16 protein-coding genes, 1 tRNA gene and 1 pseudogene are annotated in these 18,414 nt (G+C 30.6%); 8 read left to right on the plus strand and 10 right to left on the minus strand.

What is annotated here, in order from left to right; genetic code table 11:
* Positions 1 to 426: 426 nt before the first annotated feature.
* From WY13_RS01910 to WY13_RS01920, 3 genes are all read left to right on the plus strand, one after another.
* Positions 427 to 768 (plus strand): cupin domain-containing protein, encoded by a 342-nt coding sequence (locus WY13_RS01910; protein WP_063554031.1) that lies wholly within the window; start codon positions 427 to 429, stop codon positions 766 to 768.
* 552 nt (positions 769 to 1,320) lie between these two features.
* On the plus strand, positions 1,321 to 2,574 hold the full coding sequence (locus tag WY13_RS01915; protein WP_063554032.1) for an AAA family ATPase: 1,254 nt from the start codon (positions 1,321 to 1,323) through the stop codon (positions 2,572 to 2,574).
* Entirely contained in the window at positions 2,565 to 3,314 is a 750-nt protein-coding gene (locus tag WY13_RS01920) for an RloB family protein (RefSeq protein WP_063554033.1), read from the plus strand. Before WY13_RS01915 ends, WY13_RS01920 begins: the two co-directional genes overlap by 10 nt.
* Before the next feature lie 335 nt (positions 3,315 to 3,649).
* Here the strand turns inward: WY13_RS01920 and WY13_RS20285 are convergent.
* Both WY13_RS20285 and WY13_RS01925 read right to left on the minus strand, forming a co-directional pair.
* A pseudogene (locus tag WY13_RS20285) lies at positions 3,650 to 3,847 on the minus strand (IS256 family transposase); the annotation flags it as partial.
* Between the two features lie 176 nt (positions 3,848 to 4,023).
* Positions 4,024 to 5,979, minus strand: coding sequence for an FAD-dependent oxidoreductase (locus tag WY13_RS01925; protein WP_063554034.1), 1,956 nt, complete (start codon positions 5,977 to 5,979; stop codon positions 4,024 to 4,026).
* A 178-nt stretch (positions 5,980 to 6,157) separates the two neighbouring features.
* On the opposite strand from WY13_RS01925, the gene WY13_RS01930 reads away from it, so the two are divergent.
* On the plus strand, positions 6,158 to 7,042 hold the full coding sequence (locus WY13_RS01930; protein ID WP_063554035.1) for a LysR family transcriptional regulator: 885 nt from the start codon (positions 6,158 to 6,160) through the stop codon (positions 7,040 to 7,042).
* Positions 7,043 to 7,333: 291 nt separating this feature from the next.
* Here WY13_RS01930 and WY13_RS01935 read toward each other — a convergent pair.
* The 6 genes from WY13_RS01935 to WY13_RS01960 form a co-directional block, all read right to left on the minus strand.
* Positions 7,334 to 7,420, minus strand: a tRNA-Leu gene (locus tag WY13_RS01935).
* Positions 7,421 to 7,524: 104 nt separating this feature from the next.
* The gene (locus WY13_RS01940) at positions 7,525 to 8,556 is read right to left on the minus strand and encodes an epoxyqueuosine reductase (protein WP_063554036.1); all 1,032 of its coding nucleotides are present in this window, start codon (positions 8,554 to 8,556) and stop codon (positions 7,525 to 7,527) included.
* Positions 8,557 to 8,655: 99 nt separating this feature from the next.
* Positions 8,656 to 9,294, minus strand: coding sequence for a DUF3786 domain-containing protein (locus WY13_RS01945; protein ID WP_063554037.1), 639 nt, complete (start codon positions 9,292 to 9,294; stop codon positions 8,656 to 8,658).
* Positions 9,295 to 9,536: 242 nt separating this feature from the next.
* Positions 9,537 to 9,974, minus strand: coding sequence for a MarR family winged helix-turn-helix transcriptional regulator (locus tag WY13_RS01950; protein WP_063554038.1), 438 nt, complete (start codon positions 9,972 to 9,974; stop codon positions 9,537 to 9,539).
* A gap of 684 nt (positions 9,975 to 10,658) precedes the next feature.
* On the minus strand, positions 10,659 to 11,600 hold the full coding sequence (locus tag WY13_RS01955) for a hydroxyacid dehydrogenase (RefSeq protein WP_063554039.1): 942 nt from the start codon (positions 11,598 to 11,600) through the stop codon (positions 10,659 to 10,661).
* Positions 11,601 to 11,606: 6 nt separating this feature from the next.
* Positions 11,607 to 13,049 (minus strand): MFS transporter, encoded by a 1,443-nt coding sequence (locus WY13_RS01960; RefSeq protein ID WP_063554040.1) that lies wholly within the window; start codon positions 13,047 to 13,049, stop codon positions 11,607 to 11,609.
* A 309-nt stretch (positions 13,050 to 13,358) separates the two neighbouring features.
* On the opposite strand from WY13_RS01960, the gene WY13_RS01965 reads away from it, so the two are divergent.
* The 4 genes from WY13_RS01965 to WY13_RS01980 all read left to right on the plus strand — a co-directional run bounded on the left by WY13_RS01965 (position 13,359) and on the right by WY13_RS01980 (position 17,562).
* The gene (locus WY13_RS01965; protein WP_063554041.1) at positions 13,359 to 14,063 is read left to right on the plus strand and encodes a GntR family transcriptional regulator; all 705 of its coding nucleotides are present in this window, start codon (positions 13,359 to 13,361) and stop codon (positions 14,061 to 14,063) included.
* 169 nt (positions 14,064 to 14,232) lie between these two features.
* Positions 14,233 to 15,222, plus strand: coding sequence for an ADP-ribosylglycohydrolase family protein (locus tag WY13_RS01970; RefSeq protein WP_063554042.1), 990 nt, complete (start codon positions 14,233 to 14,235; stop codon positions 15,220 to 15,222).
* Between the two features lie 26 nt (positions 15,223 to 15,248).
* Positions 15,249 to 16,649 carry a purine-cytosine permease family protein gene (locus WY13_RS01975; RefSeq protein ID WP_063554043.1) on the plus strand — a complete coding sequence of 467 codons (1,401 nt, stop codon included), beginning with the start codon at positions 15,249 to 15,251 and terminating at the stop codon, positions 16,647 to 16,649.
* A complete protein-coding gene (locus tag WY13_RS01980; protein ID WP_063554044.1) occupies positions 16,642 to 17,562 on the plus strand; it encodes a PfkB family carbohydrate kinase in 921 nt (306 codons plus the stop codon). The genes WY13_RS01975 and WY13_RS01980 overlap by 8 nt, the downstream gene beginning before the upstream one ends.
* 105 nt (positions 17,563 to 17,667) lie before the next feature.
* On the opposite strand, the gene WY13_RS01985 is transcribed toward WY13_RS01980, so the two are convergent.
* The gene (locus WY13_RS01985) at positions 17,668 to 18,048 is read right to left on the minus strand and encodes a hypothetical protein (protein ID WP_242866303.1); all 381 of its coding nucleotides are present in this window, start codon (positions 18,046 to 18,048) and stop codon (positions 17,668 to 17,670) included.
* Positions 18,035 to 18,250, minus strand: a complete 216-nt coding sequence (locus tag WY13_RS01990) for a helix-turn-helix transcriptional regulator (RefSeq protein ID WP_063554045.1) — start codon at positions 18,248 to 18,250, stop codon at positions 18,035 to 18,037. Before WY13_RS01990 ends, WY13_RS01985 begins: the two co-directional genes overlap by 14 nt.
* Positions 18,251 to 18,414: the final 164 nt, after the last annotated feature.

Below are 18,414 nucleotides of genomic sequence, written 5' to 3' on the forward strand. Positions count from 1 at the left end.
CCTTATTTTGATTTTTTCTGCAAGATAATCATAAAGGAGATATCGGATGCTTTTCAATTTTTTTGCCAGTACATTGGTAATGCAATTAATGGTATTTTTAATTATTCACAAAAGTAGTGGTTGAACCTAAATTAATCCACGCTGTAGCAATAGAAATTATAGAAAAATACAAAATTGTATTAAACTTAGATGAAGTATGCTTGGAAAGGCTCAATAAACTTCGCTCAAAAGTTGGAAATTGTATAATATAAATATATAAATAAATATTGATGGAACGCCGTATGAGTTGGAAACTCTCATGTACGGTGTGGAGGAGGGGAAAAGGCAAAGATTACTTCAAAGCCTTACCTATTCTATTATCATATAATTAATATAGAATAGTAAATTTATGATTATCTGTTTGAGATACAAAAAGGAGTGAATATTATGCCGAAAGAAGAAAAAGAGTTTTTTAATCCTAATACTTTAAGCTGGCATCGGCCAGAAGGTTATCCAGAGGGAGTATTGGAATTAATAATTGCTGAGGATAAAAAAACAAATGAATTTACTAGACTTTTAAAATTTGCCCCAGGAACAGAGACAACCAATATTCTAACTCATGAGTGTTGGGAAGAAGTTTATATTATTGAAGGTGGTTTAATTTGCCATGACCAAGTATTTACTAAAGGAATGGTTGCAGTTAGACCACCAGGAATGAAACATGGACCGTTTAAGGCTCCTGTAGGTGCGTTGACTTACGAAGTTCACTATCATCGTTCTAGAGATTAATTGATTTGTTGTTATCCTTAATTTGTTTACAAGTAAAAGTAAACATAGGAAAGAGATAATATCCACCTTAGCTATCTTCATATTCATGAAAATTAGTAAATTCTATCTACTGTCCACTCTCCCCTATTCCCTGTCTTGATATAAATTAACTTTATCTTTAATAAATTCATTAAATGCCAAAATAACTGTTTTGCCATCGTAATATGCTCCATATTATTATTTCTTTATTTATTAAAGGGTTTTTATTTTTTTTAGAGAATATATCTTTTAGAGAAAAATGGAATAGGAATTATTTAAAATCAAAGTCGACTTATTGTGACTTATAATCAACATATTTATTTAAAGCATTAAAAATCAAGAATTTATTTTAATATAAATATAGTGTTCATACAACAGCTTGTATATAGATTTATAAAACAAATCTATATACTACAATGCTTTATTTCTAAATTTTGTGGTTTTGTCACATATTTATGGATATAATATAATTATACATAGTATTATATAAAGGACATACCAAACAGGTGAAAGAAAATATTGGAGGATAATAATATGTTAATAGAATTTAGTGCTCAGAATTTCCTCTCTATAAAGGATAGAGTAACTCTCAGTATGGTGGCTTCAAAAGATAACTCTCATGAAGACAATATTATAAAAAATGCAAATAAAGATTTAAATGTTTTGAAAACAGCAGTACTATATGGAGCTAATGCATCTGGAAAAACAAATGTGTTAAAGGCTATAAGTTTTTTAACTGATTTTTTAGGAAAATCACATGAAATGCAGCAAGGTAAAAAAATTGAAGTTGAACCATTTAAACTTGATAGACCGTGCCTTGACAGTCCAAGTAAGTTTGATATTATATTTAAGACAGAAGGTATAAAGTATGCCTATGGTTTTTCAGCTACATCTGAAAAAGTTATTGATGAGTATCTTTACTATTATCCAAATGGAAGACAGACAATAATTTTTGAAAGAGAAAATACTAATAATTATAAGTTTACTAATGATATAGAAAAACAAACTGCAATAAAAGATAAATTTAATTCACCAAATAAACTTTTTATTGCAGTTGCAAGCTTATGGGAATATGATAAAACTCAAATACCATTTAAGTGGCTTAATGACAATTTAATTGTTCTTATTCATCACAGTGATCTACAAGAATTAACAATGGATTTAATGAAATCAAATGAATCTATTAATAAGAGGGTTAAATCCTTATTAAAAACCGTAGTTAGTGATATTGAAGATATAAAATTTACAGAAATTGAAGTGGATGTAAAGGATGATCCAATATTAAAATATTTAAATAAAGATGCAAAATCCAAACTTTTGGGTAGTTCAAATAAACTTTCTAACATTAGTACGCTTCATAAAATGAATAACTCAGAAGAACTAGTAGAATTTGATTTGGATGAGGAATCAGATGGAACTAAGAAACTTTTTGGACTCCTTGGTGCGTGGTTTGAAGTATTAGATACCGGAGCAACGCTTGTTGTAGATGAACTTGATATAAGATTACACTCTAAACTAACAAGATTTTTAGTAGAGCTATTTCACGATAAAGAAATAAACAAAAAAAATGCTCAACTTATTTTTTCAACTCATGATACTAACCTTTTAGATCAGGAAATTTTCAGAAGAGATCAAATATGGTTTACTGAAAAGAAAGAAGACAATAGTACAGATTTATATTCACTAGATGATTTTCCAGTTAGAAAAGATGCTGCAATTGAAAAAGGATACTTACAAGGAAAATATGGAGCTATTCCATATCTGAAAGGTGGCTTACAATGGCAGTAAAAAGAAAAATTGTAGAATTATCAAGGGACAAGAGGAAAAAGCGTAAAATTAGACCTACAATTCTAATAATATGTGAAGGTAAAGATACTGAAGTAAATTATTTTAAAGAATTTAATCTCAAGTATGTTAATGTAGATGTAAAAGTTGCAGATAGTAAATCTGTGGGGAAAAATAAAAGTAGAAAAACTGATCCATCCCATCTTGTTGATAAGGCCATAGAATTTATAGAAAACAAGTATGATATTAGCGAAGATGATGGTGATAGAGTATGGTGTTTAATTGATGTAGATATAGATTATAATACTGCAGATCCAACAAGCAAAAGAGCAGAAGAATTAGAAAAAGCCTATATAAAAGTTAAAAGGTATGCAAAAGGAAAAAAAGTATTTATACATTTAGGACTATCAAATCCATGTTTTGAACTTTGGTATCTGCTTCATTATACTTATACTATTGCCAATTTAAAAAGTTATGATGCTTTGAAGATAAAACTTGAGAAAGAAACTCCACTTAAAGATTACGAAAAAAATAAAAGTGTGTACAATATTATTGTAGATCATACAAATCAAGCAATTGAAAATTCTTTTAGGTTGAACAAGCACCATAAAGATTTAGGAAAAACTTTAATTGATTATTCTAAAGCTCCACCTGAATTAAATATAAAAAATATAGTTGAAAGTAATCCAAATACAAGAATAGGTGAACTTGTTAAATATATTGAAGATATTAATAAGGAATAGAACCTATAGATTAGTGATTTTATTAGAGAACCAGTACTTACCATAGGGGTACTGGTTTCTAACTATTTATATATAACATTATTCAACTTATCCGCTGCCTCTTTATTCATATCCTTAAGTGCATGAGAATACAAATCCATGGTTATGGAGAATATAGACAGATTTGTGTAAAATAGATTTGATTTAGTTTTATATAACTGGAAATTTTGATTTTCAGTTATATTTTTTTATATTTGAGTAATACTAATACTGATTAATATTACATTCTTATTGTTTGTATAATATACTTAATTATGCAATAAAATAAGAAAAAATATAAAAATTTTAACTAAATCTTAGATTATCTCTTCACCTAGTTTATCATTAAACACAATCGTCAATTGTGCTAATGTCATCCCCCAATTTTGAGATGGAGAAGTCCATTTTTCCATGACTTTCTCAGTAGCTAGGTAAAGAGATTTTCTAAGTGCTTCATCATTTGAAAACACTGTTCTTGTCTTCGTAAACTTTCTAAGCTGTCTGTTGAAACCATCTGAAACTCCTCCTAATTTATTTAAGAATATTGTCCCAAATCTTCCATTCCATTATACAAAAATAATGGGTATAGATTTGGTTTTTATACAAATCTATACCCATTCCCTATACAGTTTCTAATTTAAAACTAGAAACCGTACAACATAAACTTTTTATTTTTTAATTGGTTATATAATTATATTTCTACTGCTATATCAAATGCATTCTTGTTTGCCTTACGTACTGTTCCTACTCTATCAGCATCTCCGACAATATATGTGTCTACTGGTAAAATGGGCATGATTTCTTCTGCTAATTTATTCTGTGATTTCAAACCTAAGGCAATAACAATTGAATCCGCTTCGATAATTTTTCTATTGCCTTCTTGGTCTTCTATAACAACACCATTATCTAAGAATTCAATTATTTTACTGCTTCCAACTAATTTAACTTTACTTTCTTCTACTTCATCAAATAATGCTTTTCTTGTAATTCCAAACATACTTTCACAGAATTTTTCTGCTGGAATCATATCAATTACTGTAACTTCCTTTCCTTCTCTAGCAAGTCCTACAGCGCCTTCAATTCCAGAAAGGCCTCCACCACATATAATAACATTTTTTCCAATATTCACATTACCATTTTCCACATCTCTTAGCATTTTGACATTTTCTTTATCGATTCCCTTAATATTAGGACGAATATATGTCGAACCTGTTGCAATAATGACTGCATCTGGCTTCTCTTGCTCTACTAATTCCTTAGTCACTTCAGTGTTAAGCTTAATTTTTGCTCCAGATTTCATAGTCGTATCTACATTCCATTTAGTATAATCTCTCATTAAATTTTTAAAGGACACTGCACCTGCATCTAATAGTAAACCACCCAATTGATTTGATTTCTCATATAAAGTAACATCATGTCCTCTCTTAATTAATGTTTGAGTTGCCTGCATACCTGCTGGTCCTCCACCAATTATCATTACTTTTTTCCTAATTTTTGTTGGTTGAATGTCCTTGTACTTAAACTCACGACCTACAACTGGATTTACTGCACAACGTACTGGAAAACCATTGAATATTTTGCCACAGCCATCCATACATCGTAAGCAAGGACGAATATCTTCGTTTTCACCACGTACGGATTTTTTAATCAAATCTGGATCTGCCATAAGTGAACGACACATACCAACAACGTCGGCCTTACCTGATGCAATAATTTCTTCTGCCTCTTCTAAAGTAAAGATATTTCCAACTACAGATACTGGAATATCAATTGCTTTTTTAACAGCTTCTGCATATTTTACATTTTGCATACGTTCTTGCAGATATAAAGGTACAGAATATTTAACACCTGGTTCAACAAACACATTTCCACAAGAAATATGTGCCATATTGATATATTTTTGTGCCTCTTTTAAATAAGCAATTGTTTCTTCAATATGAATACCATCATGTCCTGTCATCTCATCTCCACTAACACGCATTTCTAATGGAAAATCAGGTCCCACTACTTCTCTAATACCTTTTATAATCTCTAATGGAAAACGCATACGATTTTCCATGCTGCCACCATATTCATCTGTACGCAAATTACTAGAACGTGATAAAAATTGTCCTAATAAATTGTTATGACCACTATGAATAAAAATAGCATCAAAACCAGCACGTTTAACCCTGCTTGCACAATCTTTAAATTGATTAATAACATGATCCATATCAGCACGATCCATAACTTTTAAATCTTGCATACGACCTGGCGTTGGTATATATGAAGGTGCAAATCCTGGTTTTACATTCATAGAAGGAACGCCACCTCGTCCAGCATGAGCTAACTCAATAGAAAGTTTCGCTCCATATCTGTGTGCCTCTTCCACCAACAATGAAAGTCCTGTCATATATTTATCATGATGTACATTTAATTCACCATAAAAACATACAGCTCTCTCCCAGTCTACTTGTGTATCTCCAATTATTACCTGCGATACACCTGAACGTGCTTGCATTCCAATAAATTCAACAGCCTCTTCTGTTACTTCCCCTTCAGCATTAGATAAGCAACTAACCATTGGTGTAAATTCTAATCGATTCTTTAATGTTGTATTTCCAAATTTTAATGTTTGAAATACATGTGGATATTTAGTGATGTTCATATCAATTGCCTCCTGTTAATTTTATAACAATTCTAACTCTAAAATATCACCATGCATATCAAAATTATATTGTATATCAACAAAAAATATCTGTGCTTATAGTAAATTGACTAATTATATTTCAATGTAATATAATTGTAATCGTATAGAGTCGTTATTTCACAAGGGGATGAGATAATTGAAAATTCAATATTTTAAATATTTCTTAGAAATCTGTAATTGTAAATCTATCTCCAAATCAGCAAAAAATCTCTATATCTCTCAACAAGCCTTAAGCTCAGCTATAAAAAATTTAGAAAACGATTTAGGTGCTTCTCTATTTATTCGTAATCAATCCGGGGTAGTTCTAACACCTTATGGAGAAAGCTTTAAAAAACATGCCACTCAAATTATATTACAGATGGAATCAATCGCTAAAGATTTTAAACAAATTCGAAAAGAAGAAAAACATGTCTTAAATATAGCAATATCTTTTGGTGTTATTAGTGCACTTCCAGACAAATATATTGAAAACTTTAAATTACTACATCCAAATATTATTTTAAATATCACTGAATACCAAGACATTCCCTGCGAAGAAGCTATACTTAATGGACATGAAGATATTGGCTTCAGCATTGCACCAATTGATGAAACATCTTTTGATTCTCAAACTATTTTAAAGAATAAGATGTGTATTCTTGTAAGTACAGATAATCCATTATCACAAAATGATGAACTAGATTTTCATCAATTAAAAAATGAACAGTTCTTACTATTAAATAGTAATTTTAAATTAAGGCATAATTTCATTAAAAAATGTAGAGAAGCTGGTTTTGAGCCAAAAATCTACTTAGAAACTATGGAATTAATTCTAATACATAATTTTAGTAGATTGAACAAAGGTATTGGTGTGGGTGTTCACTTTATAGGCATGGATGTAGCAGATGTAAAAGCCATTCCATTTAGCACTCCGGATTGTACATGGGAAGTATGTCTAATAACCAAAAAGAACCGTCCACTTACACCTGCTATGAAATGCTTTTTGAACTATGTGAATAACCAAAAATATCATATTATATAACATCTTTTAATAAAAGGCTCGTTTTATAAAAGAAATTACAGATGAAATTTGGAAATAAATAAACATAAAAACTAATATAAAGATTTACGCTGAAATTAATAAAGATAAGAATATGAGTGAATACTCTAGGATTAATGATATGTTTGAATAATTATCATAGAGCTTTTAACAAGGCTCTTTTTACTACATCTAAATTTAATTCTAGTTGTTGCAAATATTGTTGCAAACTAACAAAAATGGCTGTATTAAATAGTCTTTAAACTAAGTAATACAGCCATTCGTTGATATTCATGGTGCCGGAGGCGGGAGTCGAACCCGCATGTTGTCACCAACGACGGATTTTGAATCCGTTGCGTCTGCCAATTCCACCACTTCGGCATATCTGTATCCGCTGTTAATTTCTATACTTTAGCGGTTAACATATAATATGATAACAGGTGCTAACACATTTGTCAAGTTAGAATTTTTAAAAAAAATAATAATTATTGTAAACAAAGTTCCTTACAAATTGAGTAAGCCATTTCACGTACTTTATAATTTTCATTATTGCAGGCATCTATAATAAGTGGTCTATAAGTTTCCTTATAGTTATTACGCATATAGCACAATACATCTACTTTCCATTTCCAAAGTTCTTCTGATGATAAATAGAAAAATTTTGGTTGGACTTTCTTACGATAAAAGTCTTCTTCCATATTTAAAATATTCTCTGGAGTTAATGCAGAAGATAATTCTGCAAGGCCAGGAAATTCTTCTTCTTCCTTCCACTTTCCTTTGTTCATAGGACATACGTCCTGACAAATATCACAACCATAAATGCAATTTCCAAATGTTCTACTTAATGGTTCCTGTGGCAAATTACGCCCACCAAAGGTTGTCAGAAAAGAAATACATGCAGTTGGTGACATAGTATAGGGATCAGAAAGAGATTTTGTAGGACAGGATGCCATGCAGCGATTGCAGTTCTTTGGACACTGTAAAACATCATTTGTTTCCTTTAACTCCATTTCTCTGTCAGTTACCCAAGCTTCAAGATGAACCCATGAACCAGACTCTGTGTATAAGAAGTTATTTCTGCGAACAATACCAATTCCAGCTTGCAAAGCTGTCCAGCGCATTCCAACCACTCCAAATTTTTGATTTGTCTCTACCTTTAAACCAAGTTCCTGCATATATTTTTCCAATGCTCGATTATTCTGATATTCTTTTGTATTTTTATCAACACGTATATCAAATAAATATGACTTACCTATGTGTCCCTTTACTACCTCTGGAATCTTGTATTTTCCATATTGTACCGCAAGTACTACTACAGACTTCGCCCATGGATATGTTGCCAATGTATTTACTAAACGCTGCTGATTTTGATAAAACATCTTTGATTTTGGAACTTTTTCAATACGTTCTTCAAACTTTTTAGCATATCCATCCATCAAACCAATCGGAATAATACCACATTTTTCGTAGCCCAGTTCGTAAGCCTTTTTTTGAATCATTTGTTCAATTGTATTCATATTGACTACCACCTTTTATAAATTTGACTTAATAAATTTATTTTTTAACTTCATATTGTTAAATTATTTAAGCATTTTTATACTACTATAGTTTAATTATTATGATATTTGTTTAGCAATTTCAATCACTTCATCAATTAGCAAAGAGGATAACAAAGCCACATCTTCTGGATGTAGCTCTTTCACCACTGAAGGATCATACAACATATTAGAATTAGCCTCCAATTCATCATCTGCTAGCCATAAAACTAGAATTATTGGAATGTTCGGGAATACATCAATTCTTAAACCTATATCTCCATATGATACCTTTTTTGCACTAAGAATATGTCCAGCTTTTAAGAAAAGATCCCCCTTATGCCCGAAGAATTGTGATAATTTATTTGTAGTAAAACCACCTGAAACATTATATAAACCAGCTCCATCTAATTCTCTGTATGGTACCCATTTATTTTGGTGAGTGGCTTTAGTACATCTGTGGAAATAACTAATTATCAATATTTTTTTCATTACATTATCTCTAAATAAATTTCTTTGTGTATCATTTTTTAATACAATTCTTCCCTGTGGATAAGAAATTATATATTCTCTGTTCAAATAAGTTAAAGTAAATTCCTTTTTTTCAAAATTATATTTAGCACCGCTTTTATTAGCCATTTCTTCTGGATCATGTTTAGCAAATTCTATACAAAGATTTTCATAGCATAGATCATAATTGTTTTTATTATAATTTTGCATAATAACCTCCCGTTTTCATAATAACCTAGCTTTCATATAAAGAAAATTTTAGTAATGTTGAAAAAATAAATAATGGGCAACATTTACTATTATTAAAGTAACTGTAAAGAAAAAGCTACTTTCACTTGGTTAATTGCAGTTATGCAGTTTGGTTTAAAAATTAACTTTTTTATCCCATTTAAAAACTTTAAACTTAAGTATATACCAGTTAACGTGTATATACACGTTAACTGGTAAAAAATTCAAGGCACTAAAGCCTCAATTTTAGAAAGTAATGTCGTAAAAGTGGATATATTACCTTTGCCAAGATACTCTTCTAAAAAACTTTGTGCCTTTTCCCAAAGTTCTTCTGAATGTTTATAAGTTTCAATTCCTTTATCTGTTAATCTAAGTTGTCTACTTCTAGCTCTTTCTGTTGATATATCTTCTACAAAGCCACTTTTTTCTAAAGGTTTAAGATTTCTCACAAGGGTAGTTCTATCTAATCTTATGACTACAGCTAAGTCACTTACACTTACTGGTCCTAATTGGTTTATATGTCTAAGTAATGCGAACTGACTTGTCTTCAAGTTACTTGGTGCAAGAAATTCATCGTAAACTTTAGTCATTGCTTGTGAAGCCCTTCTAATATTAAGACAATTACAAGGTGATGGTTTCTTCTCATAAATGTTTCTCTCCATAGTTGCCACCTTTTTTTATTTTAGTGTATTTACACTATTAAATATACTTCTTAAATGATGTTTTGTCAATTAGACAGGTGTTTATATAGCTGCTGTTATCATTGGTATTATTGTGTTTTATAGCACTTATTGTAGGTATGATTAAGCCACGAATAGTAATTAGGTGGGGAAATGTAGAAAAAAGAAATAGAAAAAATGTACTTAAGTACTAGTGTTTTTTATTTTATTGGGTATAACTTCTAGAAACACAGGGACAGTGCAAAAAACACTTCGAGCACTTTAAGTACATCAACAACAGCTTCGAAAGTATTAGAAAATGGCAATGTTACTATTAGAGATATATCTCAAGAACTTTACACTTATAATTCTACCATTGGTGGTAAAATTACTCTTCCATTAGTATTGGTAGACAATATAACAATAAATCAATAACTAATTACATTCGGCTTCATTGCTATCTTATGTGCCTAGTGAAAAAGTATCCTAAAATAATTTATGGAGCAGGAGATTAATTACCTTGCTGCTCCGTTTCCTTCTTATTTATATATAGTTGTCTAGTAATTTTGCTTTATCTGAACTGCTTTACAAATCTTATGCTGAACATTGAACATATAGTATCGTTGTTCTAAAAGAAAACCGTACCAAAGAGGTTTATGTAAAGTAAATACCCCTAGAAAGATCATGCTAATTTACCGGCCAGGAAGGCTCTCTGCCGCTTAATACTTCATCTATACCAATGGCTGGATGAACAGACATTCTTATACCTGCTTCCTCTGTATGTGCTGCAGTATGAGGCGTTACAATTACATTTTCAAGCTTAAAAAGAGCATTATCTTTTGATGGTTCTTCTCCTTTAAATACATCAATGGCAGCTCCAGCAATTTTATTTTTCAAAAGTGCTTCAAGCAAGGCATCTTCATCAACCACTTCTCCCCGTGCCGTATTTATAAGAAAAGCTCTAGATTTCATAAGAGACAGCTCCCTTTTTCCTATCATACCCTTTGTTTTCTCCGTAAGTGGAACATGCAAGCTTATAAAATCAGAATTTTTAAGTACATAATCTAAATCCTCAGTAACTTCTATATTATCTATTTGATTTGAAGTTATATTTCGCTTGAATCCTATAACTTTCATGCCAAATCCTTTTGAAGCCTTTGAAGCAACAAGTTTTCCTATACTTCCAACTCCTATAATTCCAAGTACTTTTCCTTCAAGATCCATTCCAAAACTTTTTCTTATTTCAAAATTTCCATCTCTAAGTTCCCTATCATAAATAAATAACTTTTTAGCAAGTGCCAATATAAGTCCCATAGTATACTCAGCCACACTGTTTTTATTGGATTCAGGAGAATTCGTGACTCTTATTCCAAGACTTGATGCAGCTTTAACATCTATATTATCCACTCCAACACCAAATTTAGATATGACTTTCAACTTTGTTCCGGATTTCATAATTTTTTCAGTAATGTTTGCCATCCTAACTAATATTGCATCACAGTCTTTTACTTCCTCTGCTAAAACATCCTCGGAAACATCAGAAGCCATTTTTAACTCATACCCTCGACTTCTAAGGTAATCCTTACCTTCTTCGTATATATTTTCTGTAATCAAAACTCTATAACTCATACTAAATCACCCTTTCATATATAATCCCCTTAATTTTCTACTATAGTAAAACCTTAATGCAGTTATCAAAACTCCAAATAAGCACATAATACCAGCGCTTATATATACTGATCTCATGCCATAAATGAAAACATCATCTCTGCCTTTTATGTAATCCACCACTCTGTACCCGATTTTATGACTCATTCTGTTGTAAAGTAATAAAGTGGAAAGAGATGTGCCTAGAACAAATCCTAAGTTTCTAATAAGAGCATTTACACTTCCTGCTATTCCAAGCTTATCTCTGCTAACAGTAGACATAACCAGCGAATTATTAGGAGATTGAAACATTCCATTTCCTAGAGTCATAATTACTATATAAGCTATAATCAAAAGTACAGAAGACCTTTCATTTAAACTAGATATGAAAAACAACCCCAAACTTGTAAAACTAAGTCCAAATAAGGTAAGTATTTCGGATCCAATTTTATCTGACATATATCCACTAAAAGGAGCCACTACAGACAAAACAATAGGAGATACCATCATGAGCATTCCAGATGCTGCCGGTGAAAATTTCAATGTATCCTGAAAGTAAAAGGGAAGTATTATATTTGATGCACTAATTGCAATAAATGAAATAAAAGCACATATTATACTTATTGAAAATAAACTGTTTTTAAAAATGCTCAATTGTAAAACCGGCATGCTTATTTTATGTTCTACTATGATAAACAATACAAAAGTTATAAATGAAATTACAAAAGCTGAAATTATAAATATATTGTCATAGCCCTTTACCTGACCTTGTCCCAATGCCCCAAACAGTGAGACTGTAGCTACTATAAATAGTAAAGCTCCTTTTATATCTAGTTTTTCATCAGAGGTGGTATGTAATTTAGGAAATATCTTTAATGTAAGTATAAATACAATTATTCCTATAGGTATGTTTATTAAAAATATATATTCCCAGCTTACAGCCGAAACAATAATCCCACCAATTGGGGGACCTGCCATAGAACCCAATGCCACAAATGTTCCTAAAACTCCAAGTGCCCTCCCCCTCTCATTAGCTGGGAAAACTTGAGTTATAATTCCCTGATTAGTAGCCATCGTAGCTGATGCTCCTACTGCTTGTACAACTCTTGCTGTTACAAGTAATGGCAGTGAGCTTGTAAGTCCACATAGGAGTGAACCCATTGTAAAAAGAACAACTCCAAATTTAAAAACTTTTGTCTTTCCTATCATGTCCCCAAGTCTTCCAAATATTAAAATAGTTGCTGCAACAGTTATTAAAAAACTGGTGACAACCCATGTAATACCTGACATTCCTACATTTAATTTAGATGCCATATCTGGCAGTGCTACATTTACAATGCTCCCATCAAGTGTTGACATAAATGTAGCAGAAACAACTGTAACCAAGATCAGCCACTTTTTTTTATTCATTTCATTTTCAATTTTCTTCAATCTTCACTCATCCTCTCGCAAATGCTTTTCCATTTTTTAAATTTTTCAAGTTTTTTATCAAGATAAGACTATCTACATCTATATATGTTATTAGTTAGTTTGATCAAAGTTACTGCCTTATTATTCATATCACTTGCGCTCTCTCCATTAATAAATAAAATAGCATTTCATAGCTGATTGGTCAACTATATTGTACATCATAAATATTTTTTATTTGAATGAAATTTGATATAATTATTATATGATATATTAATCCCTACATATTATGAAATCTCTTTATGTAGTTACTTAAAATGAAGGAGAATATAAATGATAGACAACTATTCTATTCCTAAATACGTACAATTACAAAACATAATTAAACAAGATATTATTTCAGGCAAATATAAAAATGGTGATATGATACCTTCTGAATCTAACCTTATGAAAAAGTATTGTGTAACTAGAACAACAATAAGGAAAGCTATTTCAAACCTATCTAATGCAGGCTTAGTAAAGCAAGTTCAAGGTAAAGGAACATTTGTAAATCTTTGTGATATAAAGCATAATATGTGGAATTTCGGAGGATTTACAGATTATGCAATTAATAAATATGAAATTCCTGTATCAAAAGTACTTGAAAAAAATATTATTGTAAAAGATAACGAAAAATTTTTTAAACTGGTAAGAGCAAGAGGAATAAAAAAGGAACTTGGCATATCATGGCTTACAATAGATTCTTCCTTAATACCTTTATCAATTTTTAGAAATATAGATAAACATGACTTTTCGAAAGAGTCATTATATCATGTTATGAAAAAGGAATATAAAGTATTTCCAAAGACAGCTTCCCTCGAATTAAATTCCGTAATAGGAGATAAGAAAACTAAGGAAATACTAAAATATACGCAGGATATACCTCTTATAAAAGTTACAGGATTTGTTTATACTGAGGATAACTTAAAGATTGAAAAATTAGAAATTGTATACAGTCCTAATATGAAAATGAAAATTGTTACAAATATAAACGAATAAATCAGTATTGACTTTTATAAGTTGGTATAATAATTTTAGCATTGACATATACGTACAAGTTGATTATAATTAACTTGTACGTATAACCGTATGTGCATATATATTATTATTATTGTTGTTGGTTATCAATGTTTATGATAACGTTCTCAAGACTATAGGAGTGATAATTATGAAAAACAAAATTCTTGGTACCTTATATGGTATGGCAATAGGTGATTCAATGGGTATGCCCTCTGAACTCTGGAGCAGACGAAAAATAAAGAGTTTCTTTGACAAAATAGACTATTTTCTAGATAGCCCATCTGAAAATGAAACTGCAATAGGATTAAGTAAAGGCGAATTTACAGACGATACAGCCCAAGCACTAGTAATATTAGATTCATTAATGGAAAATAACTTCATCCCGGATAAAAAAATAATTGCTTCAAATTTAATAAATTGGGCAATAAAGACCAATGCCTTTGACAAAAATATTCTTGGGCCAAGCTCTAAAGCTGCTTTAAATGCAATTCAAAATGGAGAAGATGCTGAAATTTATACTTCTAAAGCACTTACTAATGGAGCTGCCATGAGAATTGCACCTGTGGGGTGTTTATTTAAAAGTGATAATAAAGAAGCTCTTGTAGATTATGTATATAAAATAAGTGAAGTCACCCATAAAACTGATGTTGCTATAAGTGGTGCTTCCATGATAGCAGCTGCTGTAAGTTCAGCTATGGAAGATAATGATTGGAATACAATTATAGAAGATTCATTAGATGTTTTTGAAATTGCTAAGCATTATGGGTATGAAACATTTTCTGCTTCTCTATCGGAAAGACTAAAACTTGCCCTTGATATAGCGATGAAATATAAAGATGATGAAGAAAAATTTGGGCAAAAAATATATGATATTATAGGCTGCGGGACATTGACAAGTGAAGCAGTTCCTTCAGCACTGGCAATAGCTTATTTTACAAAAAATCCTGAAAAATGTAGTTTAATGTGTGCAAATTTAGGTGGTGATACAGATACTATAGGTGCTATGGCTACTGCTATTTGTGGAGCTAAAGTTGGAGTTGAAGCTATAAGTACAAAGTGGATCAACTTAATAAACACTAGTAACAAAGTTGATTTTAACTACTATTCAGAAAAAATATTTGAACAAAGGTTAAAATAATAAAAATTTTAAAGGAGTGTTAAAAAATGAATGAATCAAAAGAAACTTCAGTTTTTTTACCCCATGAAGAAAGGAACGGTAAACCCTTAGATTTATTTTTTCTATGGTGTGCAGCAAACATAGGTATACTAGGTCTTGTCTATGGTGCTATAATCATAGGGTTTAAGTTAAGTTTTTTTCAATCAATTCTAGTAACTATACTAGGTTCTCTGTCGTTTATTTTAGTTGGTATTATGAGTCTAGCCGGAAAAGAAACTGGAGCAATAACTTTTATCCTATCAAGAGCACCTTTTGGATTTAAGGGAAATTATATTCCATCAATAATTGCATTAGTTGGCCATATGGGTTGGTTATCAATAAATGTATGCACAGGAACTTTAACTACAGTATCTTTATTTGTAACTCTTGGATTTAAATCAACCAATATATTAACTGCTATTAGCCTTGGTATTTTCATAATATTAGTACTTATTTCTGTACTTTTCAGCCATGAAACTCTGATTAAAATACAAACAATTTTCACTTATTTATTTGGTTCGTTAACTCTTATTATACTTGCAATACTTATTCCAAAAACAAATTGGAATTTATTGTTCAATATGAAAAGTGGAAGCTGGATAGGCAACTTTCTACCAGCTGTAGCTTTTGTTATGGCAGGAACGGGAATAAGTTGGTCAAGTGCATCAGCTGATTATAGCTGCCATCAAAATCCTAAAAATTCATCAAGATCAGTAGCTGCTTCTGTAACCTTAGGTGGTGCAGTTCCATTAATAATTATAATGGGTGTAGGTTTATTATTATCTACTGCAGTTCCTGATTTAGCTAATTCATCAAATCCAACACAAGTAATAAGAGGTGCTTTACCTAGATGGATTGCAATTATATATTATTTAACTGCCATAGGTGGATTAACACCTCAATGTTTCTTGGGTTTGAAATCTTCAAAACTTCTTTTGAATGCTATAAATATCCATGCTAAAAATACTTCAGTAGTAATATTTCAGGCTCTTATAATAATTATACTCCCATCATATATTTTATTCATAGCACAAGACTTTCAAGGAACATTAGAAAGTTTTCTAGGAATACTTGGTAAACTTCTAGCTGCATGGTCATCTGTATTTTTCATAGATTATCTATTTATAAGAAAAAAACATGGTTATTCTAGGAAATTGCTTGAAGATAAGAATTTCAATCCTATAAATTATAGAGGAGTTATAAGCTGGCTTATTGGTTTTGTTGTAGGATTATTATTCTCAAATACATTCATATTTAATGGGCCATTTGCTGTAGGTATTTTTAAAGGTAATAGCTTAAATGTACTTTTAACATTTGTAGTAAGCGGATCTGTTTATTATTTCATTGGAGTACTAAGTGGCAAATCAACAGTATATACTGAAAGTACTGGTGGTGAATTAAATGAATAAAAGTGAAGATCTAATTAAAAAATTGAATTCAAATAAAAAAATCATGATATTGGGTTCAGCTATACTTGATATGCTTATAAAAATAGATGCTTTACCCAAAAGCGGTGAAGACATAACAGGCATTCAAAAAGAAACTAATGTAGGCGGCTGTGCATACAACATATCAAAAATATTAAATCATCTTAACATTAATCATGACTTATTTGTACCTATAGGTACTGGAATACATGCTGATATAATAAAGAAACAGCTTCTAAAAGATAATCGCAAGTTGTTTGCAGAAGATGAATGTATGGATAATGGCTGGTGCTTATCTTTTGTTGAAAACGATGGTGAAAGAACTTTTGTCACAATTCAAGGAATTGAAACAAACTGGAAACATGAATGGTTTAATAAAGTCACTATAAAAGATTATGATTATATTTATATTTCAGGATATCAATTTCAAGAAAGCGGCAGCAGTGGGGATGTTATTTTAAAAGCACTTGAAAATAAAAAGGAAAGCTGTTCCATAATATTTGATCCTGGTCCTAGAGTTAAGTATATTAATAAAAAAGTTTTAAAAAAATTGCTTAATATGAATACTATTTTAGAGTTAAATAAAACGGAACTCATTTTATTATCCGGTGAAGAAGATATTTATAAAGCAGCTAAGAAATTATATGATATAACAAATAACCCTGTTATTGCAACTTTAGGTGGAGATGGCACTTTATATTGTGCATCCCAGGGCACTAATATAGTACCTTCTAAAAAAGTAGATGTAGTTGATACAATTGGTGCTGGAGACTCACATACTGCTGCCTTTATGTCTGGTATTGCATCTGGTTTTACAATAGAAGAAGCTTGCATATTTGGAAATCAAGTTGCCTCTAAGGTAGTCCAAAATAGCGGCTGCACAATTACTTTATAAAATTAAATACTGCTAAAAAGCTCTTTATGCTTGCGTTAATTGAATTAATGAGAATAGTTTGTTTTACCAAATCTATTCTCATTTTACATTTCTTAAATAGTCTTTTTACATTTCCTTGTGATACTTAGAAAAACATACCATATAGACTGCAAAAATAACCAAATATGCTGCAATCGCAAGAAAAATTATAAATAAACTAGATCTAAAAAAAACATATGCAATTACAAGAATGCCAAATACTATTTCCATAACATCAAAAGCTTTTGCCTTAGCTCTATTTTCAATGGCAATGTTCCGTTCATCTTTATCTTTTTCTTTCACAAGGAATTTATGATATATACCATTAGTAACTGAAGCTACCACCATTGCCATAAGAATTAAAGGTATGGTTTTAGACGTATACCCACCTACAAAAAACATACCAATTGCTGAACTAATTAACATTACAACTACTGCCACAATAAATACATAATTAAAAGTTTTCATTTTCTGAACTCTCCTCATAAATAAATATTTCTTCAATACTCACATTAAAAAATTTAGAAATCTTAAAAGCTAGCAATATAGATGGATTATAGCGTCCATTTTCAAGTGATCCAATTGTTTGTCTCGATACCTCCAGTTTTTGTGCTAGCTCCTCTTGTGTGATGCCATGTTGTTTTCTAATTTCTTCAAGCCTGTTTTTCAAATTAATGCCTCCAATCACAATGGAAAGTGACTTTGTAATATTAGAATATTACTGTTTTTTTATAATGTCAAGCTTACTTTCCATCACTTTTATAAAAAAAGGGTTTTAAAAAATCAAACCCTTTCGTAGATACTATCTCAGCAAAAATAGCCATAAGATAATTT

Source organism: Clostridium ljungdahlii (genome assembly GCF_001636845.1).
GTDB lineage: Bacteria > Bacillota > Clostridia > Clostridiales > Clostridiaceae > Clostridium_B > Clostridium_B ljungdahlii_A.